Genomic DNA, 14,090 nt, shown 5'->3' on the forward strand with positions numbered 1-14,090 from the left:
TGTGGTAGATTTCGCGAATGAAGGGATTTCTGATTTCGCAGCTGATGTGGCCGCTGGGGTGCCTGGTGTTCCTGTCAGGCCCGTACCTGCTCACGCGCCTGATTTGGCGCTACATGCCCGACTGCTGGCTCAAGCGGCTGCTGTTCACCGCCTGGTATGAGACGCCGGCCGAACCCTGGTTCAGGGATAAAGCCGGTCGAACTCAGCAGCTGGAACCGACTGACCGCCGGTGATGTCGATTTCCAGCGGGCGGTCGTTCCCGTAGGAAGCCGCGCCGGGCAGCGCCATGCGGTTGGCAATCTTGGCTGCAGCCTTGGCGCTGATGCCGGGGTTCTTCCGCATCAACAGCTTCGCCAGCGCCGTGCTGTCCAGCGCACGCGACACTGGGGCTGCCACGGCTGCGCCGGCCGCATAGCCTGGCCAGTTGACCGGATTGAACACGCCACCTGCCAGCATGTTCTCGGCGGTTCCCGATGACGGTGGTGCCTTCATGCGCTGGCCAATCTTCGCCAGTTCGCCCAGTTCGCCGCGGGTGCCAGAGGCCATTGCCTCCTTTGCCCCCTTGCTGTTGGAGACCGCGCCCATCAGCGACGGCGGGCTGATGTCGCCGTCCGATGCTTTTGCCACCAGCGGCGCCAGCGTCTTGCGGTTGCCATACTCCTTCCGCAGCTGCGCCCAGGCGGCGGCATCTTCCGGGCTGATTGACTTGTCCATCGCACGGCGCACCGCGGTCTGTACGTTGCCGAGGAAATGCGAGGTTGGGCCGCCACTCTTGATGATTTGGCCCAGCTCCGAGTCGAACGCCTGGTATGCCCTGCCCGGTATGGTCACGCCATTGGGGCCGGTGACCGCCTGCGCGTACAGCCTGTCGATGGCGCTGTTGACATCGGCTGACACCTGCTGGCTGATGCTGGAGGAATCAGCGATGTTCTGCAGGCTCCGCACGAGTTGCTCGTCGACCTTCAGGTCGTTGCGACCGGTCAGATCATCGAACAGCCGAGACTGACGCGCCTTGGCCATACTGTAGACATTCGAGTCAACCCGGGCGGCATCCTCGCCAATGGTCGAGGCCAGCTGCTTGTTGAAGGAGGCCACCTGGTCAGCGTATCGCCCCTGCGCACCGGTAAACGGCATATTCCGCAGCATCGACTGCATGCGCTTGATGAAGGTCGAGTCCGACAGCTGCGCCGGCGTGAGGTCGATGCCCCTGGCGCGAGCGGCCTCGTAGACCGATCGGGCTTCCGGGCTGATGGAGGTGCCGGCCCGCGATGCCAGGGCGCCCAGGCCTTTGCCAAGACGCTCGCCCGCGGCACCAGCGCCAGCACCCAAGCCAACGTTGGTCAGCCGATTCTCACCCGTGGCCACCGGCTGCAGGCCGCCCATTACGGCGCCCTGGGCGGCATTGCCCAGCAGAGTGGTCGGCAGGAACGCCGCACGCGCTGCAGGCAAGCTGCGAAGTCCCGCCGCCGGCAGCAGCATTGTCGACAGGTAGCCGCCAACGTTGCCGGCCACGCCCGCCCCGGTGCCCATCAAGGGCTGCGACAGCCGGCGGTCCTCATCGATGGTGGCCTGCTGGTCAGCCAGCGAATTGCGCAGGTACTCGCCCGCGCTGCCGCCGTTCTCGCCGAAGATGACCGGGTTCGATTCCACCGCATAGCGCGCCGCGTCGGTGCCGGCTTGCTTGATGCCGCGACCGGTGTCGGCGAACGCCTTGCCCATGCCGGCCAGGAACTTGTCGACACCGGACATGCCATCGGTCGGGTTGCTCGGCGCGGGCGCCTCTACGGGGCGCTGCTGCGGCTGTTGCGGCGCGGGCAGGTCGGCCGGGGCCTGGTAATTCTGCTGCGCGTAGGCCAGCACCTGCTCCTGCGTGGCGTCATCTGGCGCGGTGACCTCGTAGCTGTTGCCGTCCGGCCCGGTGATTCGGTACTTCGCCATTATTCGACCCTCTGGATTGACCAGCCGCCGGGTGCGGCGCCCGCCGCCGGCTGGCTGCGGCCGAGCGACTCCGACAGATCCTTGATGAAGGCTCGCAGTTGCTGCAGGTTTCGCAGATTGACCGCGGGGTCATTGGCCAGACTTGGGTATTTGAGGTTGGCGATTTTCTGCTCCAGGTCGGACTGAGAGCCAACGCCGGGCACACGGGTCAGGGCCAGCATGTCGTTCTGGATGGACCCGATGGCGGCGTCCAACTCCTGCCCTTCCGGGGTGAAGCGCTTGTAATACTGGTCGATCGGGCCGGTGTCGCCAATCACGCCCTGATCCAGCTTCTGCAGCGCCATGTCGATGCGATTCAAGCCGCGCTCTACATTCAGGAGTTGTGGCGCTTTCGTGCGTGCCGCGGCGTTACGCTCGGCCTCCGACTTAGCCTGCTCCTGCCCCGCGGTTTGCGCGATCGCTGCATTCGCCTGAATTGCCTGAACCTGCGGCAGGTACTTCAGCTTCGCCGCCTCTTGCGCTGCCGTGGTCAGTGCCGCCTGCTCTTCGGGGGAGCGACCGGTTGCAAGGCCGGTCGCCGCCGCGCCGAAGTCAACCGATGACCCGCTCGGCGCTGCATTGAACGCCGCCGGATTATCGCGAATCTGTGCCTGCAATTCCGCAGGCAGCAAGGGATCAATCGCGATCGGCATGCCATCAGGGCCGGTGAAGGTTGGATTCCCAAGCGATGACGGGCGGCCCCCGCCAAGGTTTCCGGCTCCGCCCAACGGAGTCCATCCTGCGGAATCGCTGAACACCTCGACCATGCCGGTGCGGGGGTCGCGCCGTGCCGGCCGCTCCCGCCCATCGGCGCCACGAATCATCTCGAACGAGAATCCGCCGGTCGCTGCCCTACCCTCCTGCCCCAGCGCGATTCGTGCGGCCTGCTGATACTCGGGCGTTCCGGGTTTGAGGCCAGCAGCTTCGGCCGTCAACTGGAATTGCTGGAATCCTGCCGGGACGCCATTCGCAGTCTTCACCCCATCAGTCATGGCCAGAATCTGCTCGGCCACGGGCATGACCTGAGCAGCGTCGAACTCGTCCGGCACATCGCCACCCCATGATTGCGCCTTCAGCAACGGGAGCGCGCTGCGGTAGAGAGCGGCCTGCAGCTGCGGATTGTTGCTGGACTGCTTGAGCGACTTGGCGAGTCCGCGAAGCTGGCCGCGCAGGCGGTCGCCCTGCCCCTGGTATGCGCTGGCCGCCTTGGGATCCAGCGCGAAGGCGCGGTTGCTGGCGTTTACGTCACCGCCGATGGCCAGCGGGGCAAGGCCCTGCAATTCTGCATTACGGGCTGCCTGTTCGCGCTCCTGGCGCTGGCGGGTGCCGAAGGCATAACCCTCCTGCATCGCTTCGGCGAAGTTGTTTGCCATGTCGGTTCCTCAGTAGCTGTAGGGGATTTGTTCGCGGACGACCGGGCCGATGCTGCCTTGTCCGCCCCATCCGTTGTTTCCGAAGTACTGGCCGGCAGCCGTGCCGACGCCATTCAATGCATTTCCCCATGCGTTGGCCTTGTCGCCATACGCTGAGGCGCGGGCGTTGCCAATGCCGACAAGCTGGTTTCCAACCTGTCCGGCCGTGTTCTGGCCGAGGCTGTTCAACTGGCTATTTGCCTGACCGCCGATGCCGGCAAGCCGGAACAGGTTGTTCTGGAAGTTCCCGAACGCCTGCGACCCCAAGTTGGATGCAAAGCGCATCCGGTCCGCATCCGCGCCGCCGGAGTAGAGGCCGCCACGAGCGGCAGCGCCACGGTCAAGCGCTTGGATCCCTTCGTCTCGGGCTACCAGGTAGTCGGGCGTCTGGTAGAACTGGCTGAAATCGGCCACACCAGTGCCGGGCGTACTCGCGCCGCCCACTCCACCAGGGGAGCCGCCCGCAATCGAGTACGTCACTGGCGTAGTGCCGCCCTGATCGCCCTTGCTGAACAACCCGAGGGCGTCATAGCTGGTGCCGCCGAATTGACCAGCAAGGTTGGCGGGATCGGTAATCTTGTCGAAGAAGCTGCGCTTCTTCTTGGCCGTGGGTTCGCCCCCGCTCATCGTGATGCCGCTCGCGCCGGTCGTTTCGCCTTGATACGTTGGCAGGCCATACATGCCGGCCAGCATGTTCAGAGCGCCAACGCCAGTCTGTTGGTACGGAAGCGTGTCGGCACGAGACTGGTTGTACATCGCCAACTGTGCGTTGATGGCGTTCTGGCCGCCCGCGGCGCTGGCGTTGGCCGCGCTGTCTGCCGCGTCTGATTGCATTTTGCCGCCGATAAGTGAACCGGCTGCACCGATGATGGCGCCTGCTGCTGGCATGTTCAGTTCTCCAATATGGAATAGTCGTCGTGCATCACCGCCCAGCGGTAAGCCGCACGAACCCCTTTGTCTTTCTGGCCCAGAAGAGCGCATTGACCGCGCACCCATTGCGGGCTTTCCTGCATGTGCATCCAGTCGTCAAGATTCAGCGAGTAGTGCCTGATGTCGTGCGCCACACCACGTCGAATGAAAGCCGCCGGCCTGATGCGGTCCTTCCGGAACCCGACCTTCTCGGTCAACCGCCAGGCCGGAATGTTGTCCTCGGGCACCTTGGTCACGATTCGCGTGCAGTCGGTGCCACAGAACAGGTAATGCGCCGCGGCCTTGGCGCAAGCCAGCGCATCGCGTGTTCCAGGCAAGAACAGCGTGTGGACCTCGTACACTCCGTCGCCGAGGCGGTGGAAGAAGAATCCGCCAGTGGCGAACTCAATTCCGATGCCGTCATCAAAGATGGCCGACAGCGGCAGTGGCCCATCCTGGCCATCTTGCGAGATCCACGGCTTCACTTTCGGATGGTCGATAACGCCTTGCAGGAATTCCGGGCCTTCAGCAACCCTCATCCTGGAGTTACCTGTATATTCACCACCCCACCCAACAAATCCCGCTTGATGGGGCTGGACACGCGGATGCGGTAGATGCGATTGCGGAAGCGGCCCAAGCGCCAGAATCGAACGCGCTTGCCGTATTCGCCCAGCTCGCCGAGCGAACGTTCGCGCCAGTTCGACCAGTTGCGGCCGCCGTCATCTGAGTAGGAGATTTGGACTTTGCGGTCACTCATTTGACACCGTCAATCCGTACACTCGCCCGGTCAGTGATGATGTTATTTCGGTCCAGTCGATACCGTCGTCAGATACGTAGACATGACCCCCGACAGTCGGCCCCGCGCTCTGATATGAGCAAAGCGTATAACTTGCGCCGGTCCATTCCATTGCCGTTACCTCGCCGTCAGCCGTAAATGTCTGAGTCCATGACCCGCCATTGTTGGTGGAGACCAGTACTTCGCCAGTAGCGCCGCCCACTACCCATACTTCATTGCCGCCAGGGAACCCGGCAGCGACGGCGGACCCGCGCAGAGATGCCCCAACCTTGACGATTGAGTTCGATACGGCCACGCCATCAACCGTAACGGCGCAATAAATATCTTGGCCTGAGATTCTTGAGCCAACAAGAATTGCTCGATTTCCACTTGATGCGATAGCGCCGCCGCTGGTGAGATATACCCCGTGAGCGCCGCCAGCGACCAAATCCGTAGCCATTTCATCATCGGAGTAACTGAACCCACTGGATGCCGTTGTTCCTGCCGTAATTAGCCTCTCGCCAACATAGGTCAGGTATTGAACCCGGACGATTTCTGATTTAAGCGAGAAGGTTGACCCGTTGTCAGTACTCCTGTTTGCTCCATTGGAGCTTCCCCGGCCAATCAGAACAACGTCACTGCCAGCCTTCCTTGCTGCGCCTCTGGCGCCCCCTGAGCCGCCAAGCGCCCCAGTAGAGGTAAGCCAGTCCGCGCCTGAATTGTCCGAATATCTGGCAGTCGTTGCGTTGTAAGCAATCACTCTTCCTGCATCTGCTGCAATTATCCCAGACGCAGCCAGTTCTGGATTCAGTAGCGGCCTATTCCAGTCGTCCGAATCAATTACCCGGATGACTCGATAATCCGAGCCTCCAATTCCGCCTAGTGCATACGAAATGAGGGAGACGTTAAACGTGTCGTTCAACTCGTCTCGCAACCCAGCAGTATCCAAAACGCGGAGAACCAATGTGATCTGGCCTGGCTCTATTGGCGTTCCGCTAATAGTGGCGGTAACTTCATCCCATTCAAGTCCAAACAGCGAAAGGTCGCTAGACCCCTCAACAAGAATCGTTTTCAGGATTGGGTAAGTCCCGGGCGTTGTGGTGTAGCTGTACAAATATGCGTCGCCAGCGGCCCCGCCCGGTGCGTGGCCAACTATGGAGGGCGGCTCTGGCTGTACAGGAAATACTCCATCCGCTTCATCACTGGCCAATCCACCAGTGTCGAAAACCAGCTCCATGTAAGGCGCCACGATGGCGTTCTGATTTGCGTGAAATACACCCGTGACACGCTCGGAGACCAACGGTTCGACTTCTTCGAAATGCCAGTCCCAATCCAGAACAAAGAGCTTCCCGGAGTAGGCGTCGCCGGCAATCCACTGACCGTTCCAGTAGGTCAGCGTGTTGATGCGCCAGCGGCCGGCAAGCTCGGTCGGGCCGGTGTAGGTGGATCGCCGATGCCAGATGCCCTGGGCCACGTCATAGCCCCAGGTCTTGCCGCTTGGGAAGGTCAAGTAGTAGACCTTGTGGCCTTCGTCCTCCCACACCATCGCGAAGGCATCGGCCCAGCTTTCCTCGGCGATGGCGCGTTCGATGGCCCGGGTCGACACCGGAACAGCGCGGTAGCCGTCCATGCGGTACACGACGCCATCGTTGCCCAGCCACATCGGCGCATTGTCCAGCATGGCAATTGTGAACCGGCCAGCGCAGCCGCGCTCGACGACGATGCGCTTGGACTGGAATGTCCCAGTGGCAGCGCCGGTGTTGGCGAAGAACTCCGTGGTGGTCTGGTTGAACACGACCACTTCGAACTGGCTGACGATGAGGCCGACAATCTTGTCGGGGGATGCCTCGGACTCGTAGCGATCCAGCGAGTTGTAATCGAAGGCGTTGGCCAGGTTCGAATGGAACCAGAACCGGCCGAACGGCTCGACCTGCGCCAGATAGGAATCGATGTAGGCCACCGAGCCAGCGCCCGGGTAGGCCTCATCGGTGATTTTGGCCAGTACCGTCGAGCTGGTGTTGTAGACGTAGCCGGCTGAGCCATTGGCAATGAGAAGCTCATTGCCCAGGCCACGCTGGTTGTAGGCCATCGACACCCGGCCAACGCCAGGAATGGCGCCGCGGGGGATGCCGACACCGGTGTTGCTGACCTGGTAGAGCTGGTTGCCGGAGACGACGAACAGCTTGCCTTCGACGTTGATTGAGCCGCGAATCGGGCCATCGCCGATGATTTGATAGGGCTTCAGCCCGGGCGGCGTGCGAAGCCGGTTCACTGTCCGAGTGCCGGGCACCTCGGACATTACCGGCAGGTAATTCACCGTGTCCTGCGAGGACCACGGCAGGCTGTCGTCGGTGTAGAAGCCGCCAATCAGGTCGACAGGGGTGTACTTCATCATTGGAAGAATCCATCCCGCCATGAGCCAAAGCGAGATCCGACACCTGCCGGCAAGTCGGGGAATTCGGTGCGGGCAAACGTGTTGGCGGTAATCTGTGCGCTCAGGGTGGCCAGGCCGTCATTGGCCTGCTGCACGATGTCGGCAGACAGCTCGGTGCCGTAGCGCGGGCGCAGGCGCAGGGCCAGGTTGTAGGCGATGGCCTCTTCGGCCTCGGGGGGTGCGGGCAGCTCTTCGCCCGGGCCGCTGACATCCTGCCAGCCCAGCGTCATGCCCTGAACCTCCCAGGCGCGGCACATCAGGTTCAGTGCGCGAATGGCGGTGGCTTCGTCCTCGGCTTCAGGCGCCTCGTTGGGATCAACGACACCGAGAATCTGCAGGGCGTCGCGCACGATGTCGGCGACGGCGGTCATTTAAGCGCCCTTCTTGGTCGGCGCGGGCTTCTTCGTAGTCAGCTTGTTGCCTTCGCCGGCACGCACGAAACCGTCCTTGCCGGCCTCTTTCTCGGCATCGGCATCGGCCACGATTTTGTAAGCGGCCGCGGTGTCGCCGCCCAGATAGAGCATGCGGGGGTAATCGTTCATCGGAATCTCCAAAGACGGCCCCCGAAGGGGCCGCCGTTGCCTGGGTGGGTGTTGCGGGCGGGGTTACTCGGTGATGCGCGTCGCGTGGTCCGGACGCACAGCCGCTTCGCCGTACAGCACATCGACGCGGGTGTGTTCCTGGTCGGCCAAGCCGTCACCGAAGGTCATCACGCGCACGCTGATGCCGTTGATGGTCGCGGTGTAGCCTTCGCACGACGCCAGCACCGGCAGCGGAGCAAACGCCGCGGCGAACGCGTTCTTGTGGAACGCCAGGCCCTGGACTGCCGAGTCGCTGGCATCGCCAAACACGGTGATGGCCGCGCCCGCAGCCGGGCCTGCCGAGACGGTGCCCACGACGGTCGAGGTGGTCGGGATGATGGCCGGGTAGATGGACACGTTGCCCGCGCCGCCCACGTAGTCAGCCGTGACCACGAAGTAGCGCGGCTTGCCGTTGTTGACGCCGGTCACCGGATTGACGGCATTGACGCCGGCAATGGTGAAGACGGTGCCCTTGGGCAGTACACCGGTGCCGGTATTGACCGCCAGTACCGAACCCGTCTGGCCCGCCCCATTGACCAAGTAGCCCGCGCCGCCGCCGTTGACCTGCAATGGAAGCGACTGCTGCTCATAGAACGTGAAGCCGGCGAACTGGCCCACCGCGTTCTCGTCGAACTCCTTGCGGATTTCGCTGTTGGTATGGAACAGGGTGGCGTTGGCTTCGGCCAGTGCGATGTTGGCATCGCTGGAGAAGTGCACGCTGCGCTGATCCGACGGGGCCAGGAACCGGTTGAGCATCGCCGATGCTTCGCGGTACGGGGTACGGGTGGCCGGCACGGTGCCCCAGGTGCCAACGGTATTGGCCGTCTGGTTCTTCATGCGGGTCAGCAGGTCGGCGTTGACCTCGGACGACAGCGCGCTCATCGCCGGACGCAGGAAGCGTTCCCGGAAATCGGTGAGGTCCAGCTTCTTTTCCTTGGCGGTGAAGGTCAGCGGGACATGCTTCTGGGTGTCCAGGGTCAGCGGGACTTCGGTTTCGTTCAGTGCGGGCGCGGACGAGCCGCCGGCAAAGGTCGAGCCGTCGAACACGACCGGGGTCGGCGGCACCTTGATGCGGACCGTCTCGCCCTTCTTGTAGCCCTGGACTTCCTGGCCGAACTCGATGCTGCGGTTGGTGTTGATGTTTTTGACGACGACGTTTTCTTCGACCAGCATCTTGGCCGCCTCGCGGGCGATCATCTGGTGAGTGAGTGCCTGTGGCATTTTCGTTTCCTCTGTGTGGCCTTACCGCTTCCGCTGGCGCTCTCGTTCGCGCTTGAACCACTCGTCGTCGGTCAACTTCTCCGGCGGGGTTTCCGTCGGAGCGCGACCAGAGACGGTCGGTGCGGGGGCGGGTGCCCGGGTGATGGGTTTGGGAGTTGCCACCGGTGCCGGGGGCGGGCTCTGCACTTGAGGAGGCGCGGCAGTCAGGCGCGACGCGAGACGGGCGACGGCATCGGCCATGAGTTCAGGCCGAATGGAGGCGACCGCCCACAGGTCGTCGTCGTTGGTTCCGAGGTGGTAGGCAATCTGCGGCCCGTTTTCGTGGGCGATGATTGCTTCTTGCAGTTGCGGCGGCAGGTAGCGCGGGTCAATCGAACCGACGACCTCGTAGAAATCCGGGGTCTGCTCGGCGAAATCCTCGACACGGGTGTTGTACGAGGATTGGAGTTCCTGCTGCCGCTGGGTGGCTTGGGTCTGTTTTTGCTGCTCTTCCCGCGCACTCAGCTCCTGCTTCACGACCCACTGGGCGTGCGCGCGGCTGAAGGCTGGGATGTCGAAATCGAACTGATCCAGCGTCGGCTCGCCATCTGCCGGCGGGGTGCTGCGCTGGGGTGTGGTGGTGGCCGGCCGCGGCTGGCTGGATTCGGAAACCTGTCGCCGCAGCTCTGCGTTTTCGCGGTTCAGACGGTCGATGTATTCCCTGGTGCGGTTCTTCTTGCGATCGGAGCGCGCCTGCTCGTCGGCAGCTTTCTTGTCGGCCTCTTCCTTGGCCTTGGCCGCTTCGTCGCCTCCTTCGCCATCTGTGGCCGGCGGTTCCTGCTGGGCGGCCTCGGCATCGCTGCGCGGGGCTGGCTTGGGTGCGGTCTGTTCTTCGGCAACGGCTTCGCCGCCGCTCACCTGTTCGGTGTCGGTTTCAGTGCTCATTACGTCCTCTCGGGTTTCGGCCAGGCCGGGCCGATGCGGTCGGGTTACTTCCCGTGGTCTTTCCGTTCTTGCGCTGCCGCGGCGCGTGCAGCTGCGTCGCTCAGGTGTCCGTGGTAGAGCGCTGCCGCTCCTCCCTGCGCGCACTGCTGGTCCAGCTCCTGTCGCCTTTGGTCATGGAACCGCTGCATTTCTCGCAGCTGTTCGGCCAAGGTCATGTTGGCGAGCGAAATCAAAACTGCGGCCCCTCACCAGGCATAAAAAAACCGCCCGGAGGCGGTTGGCTGGGTGCCGGCGAAAATTGCGGTGGAGGCTGCAGCATTGCAGCCAACTGACCGGACTGGGCCATGTTCTGCAGCTGCTGGGCCACGGCCTCGGCGACGGTTTTCTGGATGTCGGCCTGCGCCTGCGGAATGACCACCTGCGCCTTGGCAGCGGCCTCCTGTGCGCGGGCCTCGCTGTAGGCGGCATCGGCCTCGGCCTTGCGGGATTCGGCCTGCATCCGTGGATCTGGCTGCTGCGGCTCGGGCGGCTGCTCGCCTTCCTTCGGCTGCATGACACCCTGCGCGACCAGCAGCTTGCGGAACGCGGAATCCACTTCGTCAGCGCCGGGAAGGTCGGTGTTCTTGACCACGGTGTAGGCCATCAATGCGGCGATCGGCGGCGGCAGCCCGTTCCCCATCTGACCCAGCATCGCGGAGAAGGAATCGACCGCTTCCATGCGCTGGGTCGCGTAGCTCGGGCCAACGGTGATGACCACGTCGTACTTGCCCTTCTGGATGTCGTTGACCGTGTGCATCTGGCCATCCGGCCCCGGCACTTCCTGGTACAGCGTTTTCCACTTCTCGCCGCCGTCCTCGCCCAGCACGCGCACGACGCGCTGGGTGTCATAGACCCGCGGAATCATGTCGACCAGGATTTCGTAGGTGTAGCGGATTGAGTAGGTCAGGTTGTCCATGTAGTTGAACGTTGCCGTCGCGCCCTGCTGCTTGCGCGCATTGATGGCCTTGCCGCTGGTTTCGTTCGAACGAGCGCCCAGGCTGGCGTCATGCTGGCCGGTGGCGGCCTTCATGTCGTCGTTGTCCATGCCCGCCAACTGGATCAGCGCCGCCGGCACCTCGGCCTGCTGGGCGCGCTTCGGCATTTCCTCAGCGTCGTCACGCACTGGCAGATAGGGGAAATCCTCCGAGTTGGCCTTCTTCCAGAAGTTCTCCAGCCCCTTGATCCATTTCATCTTGACGATGAATGGCGCCTTCGGCGCCTTGGCCACGGCCTCGGTCATGGCGGTGCGGTGGACGTTGTGCAGGCGCTGCTGGTCCTTGGACGGGCGAACCATGCCCTGCCAGTAGTCCTGGCCCTCGATGTTCTGGATGTTGCCCCACACCGGAACCAGCGGAATGTACTTGCTGGGGAACTCAGCCGGCTCTGTCAGGAACTCGTGGCCATTGGTGATGACCGACATCACCTTGTGCGAGTCGACGACACGACGGCGCAGGATTGTGGTGCCGGTGGCGGCCAGGAACTCTTCCGCCTCAGCCTCGGTCAGCCCGGATTCTTCCGCCAGCTCATCGGCGAACACGACCCGGCCATCGGACAGCGCCCACAGGTCGCGCTTCACCGGCTGCTTGTACCAGTATTCGGAAATACGGACCTGTCCAGCGTCGCGCCAGTCCTCGCAGCCCTGATCATCATCGAAGCCTTCCCAGTCGGCGTCGCCATACATGCGCTTGGCTTCGGATTCGGGAACCAGGTCATCCACGAAGGCGAACAGGCCGTCGCGGCGGTCAATCTGCATGGCGGCCGGGTCGAAGCGGACCGAGGCGAAATTTCGAATCGGGTCAATTCGAATGTCCAACTCGAAATCATCGTCGTTGGCGTAGTCGGTGCAGATGCGCCAGACGCCCAAGCCGCCCTGTACCGCGGACTCGAATGCGATGTCATACGCCTGCTCGGCGTTGCTCACCGACTCGATGTTGCGGCAGATGCCCTGCATGATTTCGGCCAGGCCGCGATCGGACTCCTCGGCGCCGCGAACCTTGCCCTGCGGCCGGGTCTGGCGCATTTCGTTGACGACTTGGCGCACGTGGCTGTTGAGCTTCGGGAACTCGTAGCAAGGGCGATCACCGCGGCGATTCTTCAGTGCGCTATCCCATTGGCAACCGGGAACGGTGACGAACTTGGTGTCCTCGATAGCCTTGCCGTACAGCTCCGAGCTGCACTCGACGGCGCGTTGGCGACGCTGGCGCATCTCGCTAATTTTGTCAGCGTCTTTGGTCTTTGCCATCAGTAGTCCACCGCGTAATCTTCAAGGCCCGAGACTCGGGTTGTGCTTTCCACCGGGACTGGCTCGGAGAAGGTGAGCGCCACCGCATCCCATTCATCAGGACTTTTCACGCCCCGGCGCCGCATGTCCTCTTTCTTTTCCAGCAGCACCCGCGAATTGCTGTCGTAGCGATAGGACGGCCCGCAGGCATCGCCTTGCAGCACGTCCGTATCAGGGATGTCTGCGCCGCCGGCCTGCTGCAGCCAATCTCGGGAAGCCATCCAGATTTCAGCGCGGCGGTTGGCGGGGCCGCCGCCGATTTCCCGGCCCTGTTCGTCGAACTTCGGCGGCTCAACCGGTGCCGCGCCGAAATTCACCGCCCGCACTACGTCGCCGTAGCCCATCTCTACCAGCCGGTCGTAGATGCCGATGCCCAGGCCGCCAACGTCGATGAACATCCTGGCCGGCTTCTCGGTATCCAGCACCTGCTTCAGCCAGCCAACCCCCTCCATCGTGGTCAGCTTGTACCGGCGCTCGGTGTTGATGACCTTGCGGCCACGACGGCGAGCGATAGCGAATCCGTCATCACCGAAGCGGGACGGATCGGCACCAATGACCAGCGGCCCGGACGGCTCGCGCACGTTCTTGCGCGCCTCCATCACGTCAGCCGGCTTGATGAAGCTGTCATGCCCGCTCATCTGGAAAGCCTCAGCCGCGGTGGCCGGGTATTCCTGCTTGAACAGCACCGGGTCTTTCAGCTCGGTGATTTTGTTGCGGCGCCAGGCCATCTGCTCGGCGTCCAAGCCGTAGAGCGTGGCGTACTCCTGCTCTTCGGTCGTGAGCGTGAAGCCGTGGTCAGCAGCCTTGCGATATTCCTCCTGCCAGTACCAGGGCACGAAGATGGCGATGAAGTCGCCCTCCCCACGCTCGGCGTCGCTCCACTTCTGGTGGAACAGGTTGCCGATGCCGTTGGCGGTCGATTCCAGGATGACCTCGGTCCCTGGCTGATCGGGCACGGCCTGCAGCACGCCAGCGGCATGCGTTTCGGCGTGCGGCCAGAAGGCCACCTCGGAGCCGTGGAACAGCTGGATGGTCGATGACCGCCCAACACCCTTGGTGCCTGCGGTGCCAACCTTGTATCCGCTGTCCAGCGCCGAGAAGAACAACTCCTTCGCGTTGGCCGCGCCGGTTACTGGCCGATGCTCAACCGGGCACAACTCGTGGTAGCGATTGACCATCTCGAACAGGTTCTGCGTCGCCGCATCCTCATGGGTGAGGATGAACGTCCGAATCCCGTTCGCCATCGCCGTGCGGTGGTAGTACCTCGCACCGACGTAGGTTGAGCAGCCCTGCTGGCGCCCCTTCAGGATGAGCGCCCGGACACGGCCGGTCTTGGCCAGCTGCTCTTCCAGGCGCTCATGGATGAACTGCTGGGCGCGGTTGAACTCGAAATCGATGACCCGGCCCGACTTGGCCCGGATTTTCAGGCATCGGACGGCGAACAGGTCAAGGTCGACGGCCATTCGTTGCCGCTCCTCCCTGCGCGCACGCTCTTCCAGAAGCGCCAGCAACTCGCGCTTTTCGTGTGACGACATCG

At 63.3% G+C, this 14,090-nt stretch carries 13 protein-coding genes; 1 reads left to right on the forward strand and 12 read right to left on the reverse strand.

Annotated elements, in window-relative coordinates:
* The first annotated feature begins 17 nt into the window (after nucleotides 1-17).
* On the forward strand, nucleotides 18-233 hold the full coding sequence (locus ABB29_RS16380) for a hypothetical protein (protein WP_157062613.1): 216 nt from the start codon (nucleotides 18-20) through the stop codon (nucleotides 231-233).
* On the opposite strand, the gene ABB29_RS11955 is transcribed toward ABB29_RS16380, so the two are convergent.
* From ABB29_RS11955 to ABB29_RS12010, 12 genes are all read right to left on the reverse strand, one after another.
* The gene (locus tag ABB29_RS11955) at nucleotides 181-1,719 is read right to left on the reverse strand and encodes a hypothetical protein (protein ID WP_157062614.1); all 1,539 of its coding nucleotides are present in this window, start codon (nucleotides 1,717-1,719) and stop codon (nucleotides 181-183) included. The two genes, ABB29_RS16380 and ABB29_RS11955, sit on opposite strands and share 53 nt — an antisense overlap.
* 218 nt (nucleotides 1,720-1,937) lie before the next feature.
* On the reverse strand, nucleotides 1,938-3,350 hold the full coding sequence (locus ABB29_RS11960; protein WP_057659264.1) for a hypothetical protein: 1,413 nt from the start codon (nucleotides 3,348-3,350) through the stop codon (nucleotides 1,938-1,940).
* Between the two features lie 9 nt (nucleotides 3,351-3,359).
* Nucleotides 3,360-4,277, reverse strand: a complete 918-nt coding sequence (locus tag ABB29_RS11965; RefSeq protein ID WP_057659266.1) for a hypothetical protein — start codon at nucleotides 4,275-4,277, stop codon at nucleotides 3,360-3,362.
* Between the two features lie 2 nt (nucleotides 4,278-4,279).
* Complete coding sequence (locus ABB29_RS11970; protein WP_057659268.1) at nucleotides 4,280-4,837, reverse strand: GNAT family N-acetyltransferase; 558 nt, start codon at nucleotides 4,835-4,837, stop codon at nucleotides 4,280-4,282.
* Nucleotides 4,834-5,055 carry a hypothetical protein gene (locus ABB29_RS11975; protein WP_057659270.1) on the reverse strand — a complete coding sequence of 74 codons (222 nt, stop codon included), beginning with the start codon at nucleotides 5,053-5,055 and terminating at the stop codon, nucleotides 4,834-4,836. Before ABB29_RS11975 ends, ABB29_RS11970 begins: the two co-directional genes overlap by 4 nt.
* Nucleotides 5,048-7,465, reverse strand: coding sequence for a packaged DNA stabilization protein (locus tag ABB29_RS11980; protein ID WP_170185871.1), 2,418 nt, complete (start codon nucleotides 7,463-7,465; stop codon nucleotides 5,048-5,050). Before ABB29_RS11980 ends, ABB29_RS11975 begins: the two co-directional genes overlap by 8 nt.
* Nucleotides 7,465-7,878 carry a packaged DNA stabilization gp4 family protein gene (locus tag ABB29_RS11985; RefSeq protein WP_057659273.1) on the reverse strand — a complete coding sequence of 138 codons (414 nt, stop codon included), beginning with the start codon at nucleotides 7,876-7,878 and terminating at the stop codon, nucleotides 7,465-7,467. Before ABB29_RS11985 ends, ABB29_RS11980 begins: the two co-directional genes overlap by 1 nt.
* Nucleotides 7,879-8,049, reverse strand: a complete 171-nt coding sequence (locus ABB29_RS16385; RefSeq protein WP_157062616.1) for a hypothetical protein — start codon at nucleotides 8,047-8,049, stop codon at nucleotides 7,879-7,881.
* Nucleotides 8,050-8,112: 63 nt separating this feature from the next.
* Nucleotides 8,113-9,309 (reverse strand): P22 phage major capsid protein family protein, encoded by a 1,197-nt coding sequence (locus tag ABB29_RS11990; RefSeq protein ID WP_057659276.1) that lies wholly within the window; start codon nucleotides 9,307-9,309, stop codon nucleotides 8,113-8,115.
* A 21-nt stretch (nucleotides 9,310-9,330) separates the two neighbouring features.
* Nucleotides 9,331-10,233 (reverse strand): hypothetical protein, encoded by a 903-nt coding sequence (locus tag ABB29_RS11995; RefSeq protein WP_057659278.1) that lies wholly within the window; start codon nucleotides 10,231-10,233, stop codon nucleotides 9,331-9,333.
* 229 nt (nucleotides 10,234-10,462) lie between these two features.
* Nucleotides 10,463-12,514, reverse strand: a complete 2,052-nt coding sequence (locus ABB29_RS12005) for a portal protein (RefSeq protein ID WP_057659281.1) — start codon at nucleotides 12,512-12,514, stop codon at nucleotides 10,463-10,465.
* The gene (locus ABB29_RS12010) at nucleotides 12,514-14,088 is read right to left on the reverse strand and encodes a terminase large subunit (protein WP_211260732.1); all 1,575 of its coding nucleotides are present in this window, start codon (nucleotides 14,086-14,088) and stop codon (nucleotides 12,514-12,516) included. The genes ABB29_RS12005 and ABB29_RS12010 overlap by 1 nt, the downstream gene beginning before the upstream one ends.
* Between the last annotated feature and the right edge of the window lie 2 nt (nucleotides 14,089-14,090).

It is taken from the genome of Pseudoxanthomonas dokdonensis (genome assembly GCF_001431405.1).
Taxonomy (GTDB): domain Bacteria; phylum Pseudomonadota; class Gammaproteobacteria; order Xanthomonadales; family Xanthomonadaceae; genus Pseudoxanthomonas_A; species Pseudoxanthomonas_A dokdonensis.

Coding starts and splice junctions, on each gene's coding strand:
- ABB29_RS11955 (WP_157062614.1), bottom strand. CDS start 1,719: ATGGGCAAGGCGTTCGCCGACACCGGTCGCGGCATCAAGCAAGCCGGC.
- ABB29_RS12005 (WP_057659281.1), bottom strand. CDS start 12,514: ATGGCAAAGACCAAAGACGCTGACAAAATTAGCGAGATGCGCCAGCGT.
- ABB29_RS11980 (WP_170185871.1), bottom strand. CDS start 7,465: ATGAAGTACACCCCTGTCGACCTGATTGGCGGCTTCTACACCGACGAC.
- ABB29_RS16380 (WP_157062613.1), top strand. CDS start 18: ATGAAGGGATTTCTGATTTCGCAGCTGATGTGGCCGCTGGGGTGCCTG.
- ABB29_RS11990 (WP_057659276.1), bottom strand. CDS start 9,309: ATGCCACAGGCACTCACTCACCAGATGATCGCCCGCGAGGCGGCCAAG.
- ABB29_RS11975 (WP_057659270.1), bottom strand. CDS start 5,055: ATGAGTGACCGCAAAGTCCAAATCTCCTACTCAGATGACGGCGGCCGC.
- ABB29_RS11985 (WP_057659273.1), bottom strand. CDS start 7,878: ATGACCGCCGTCGCCGACATCGTGCGCGACGCCCTGCAGATTCTCGGT.
- ABB29_RS16385 (WP_157062616.1), bottom strand. CDS start 8,049: ATGAACGATTACCCCCGCATGCTCTATCTGGGCGGCGACACCGCGGCC.
- ABB29_RS11995 (WP_057659278.1), bottom strand. CDS start 10,233: ATGAGCACTGAAACCGACACCGAACAGGTGAGCGGCGGCGAAGCCGTT.
- ABB29_RS11965 (WP_057659266.1), bottom strand. CDS start 4,277: ATGCCAGCAGCAGGCGCCATCATCGGTGCAGCCGGTTCACTTATCGGC.
- ABB29_RS11960 (WP_057659264.1), bottom strand. CDS start 3,350: ATGGCAAACAACTTCGCCGAAGCGATGCAGGAGGGTTATGCCTTCGGC.
- ABB29_RS12010 (WP_211260732.1), bottom strand. CDS start 14,088: ATGTCGTCACACGAAAAGCGCGAGTTGCTGGCGCTTCTGGAAGAGCGT.
- ABB29_RS11970 (WP_057659268.1), bottom strand. CDS start 4,837: ATGAGGGTTGCTGAAGGCCCGGAATTCCTGCAAGGCGTTATCGACCAT.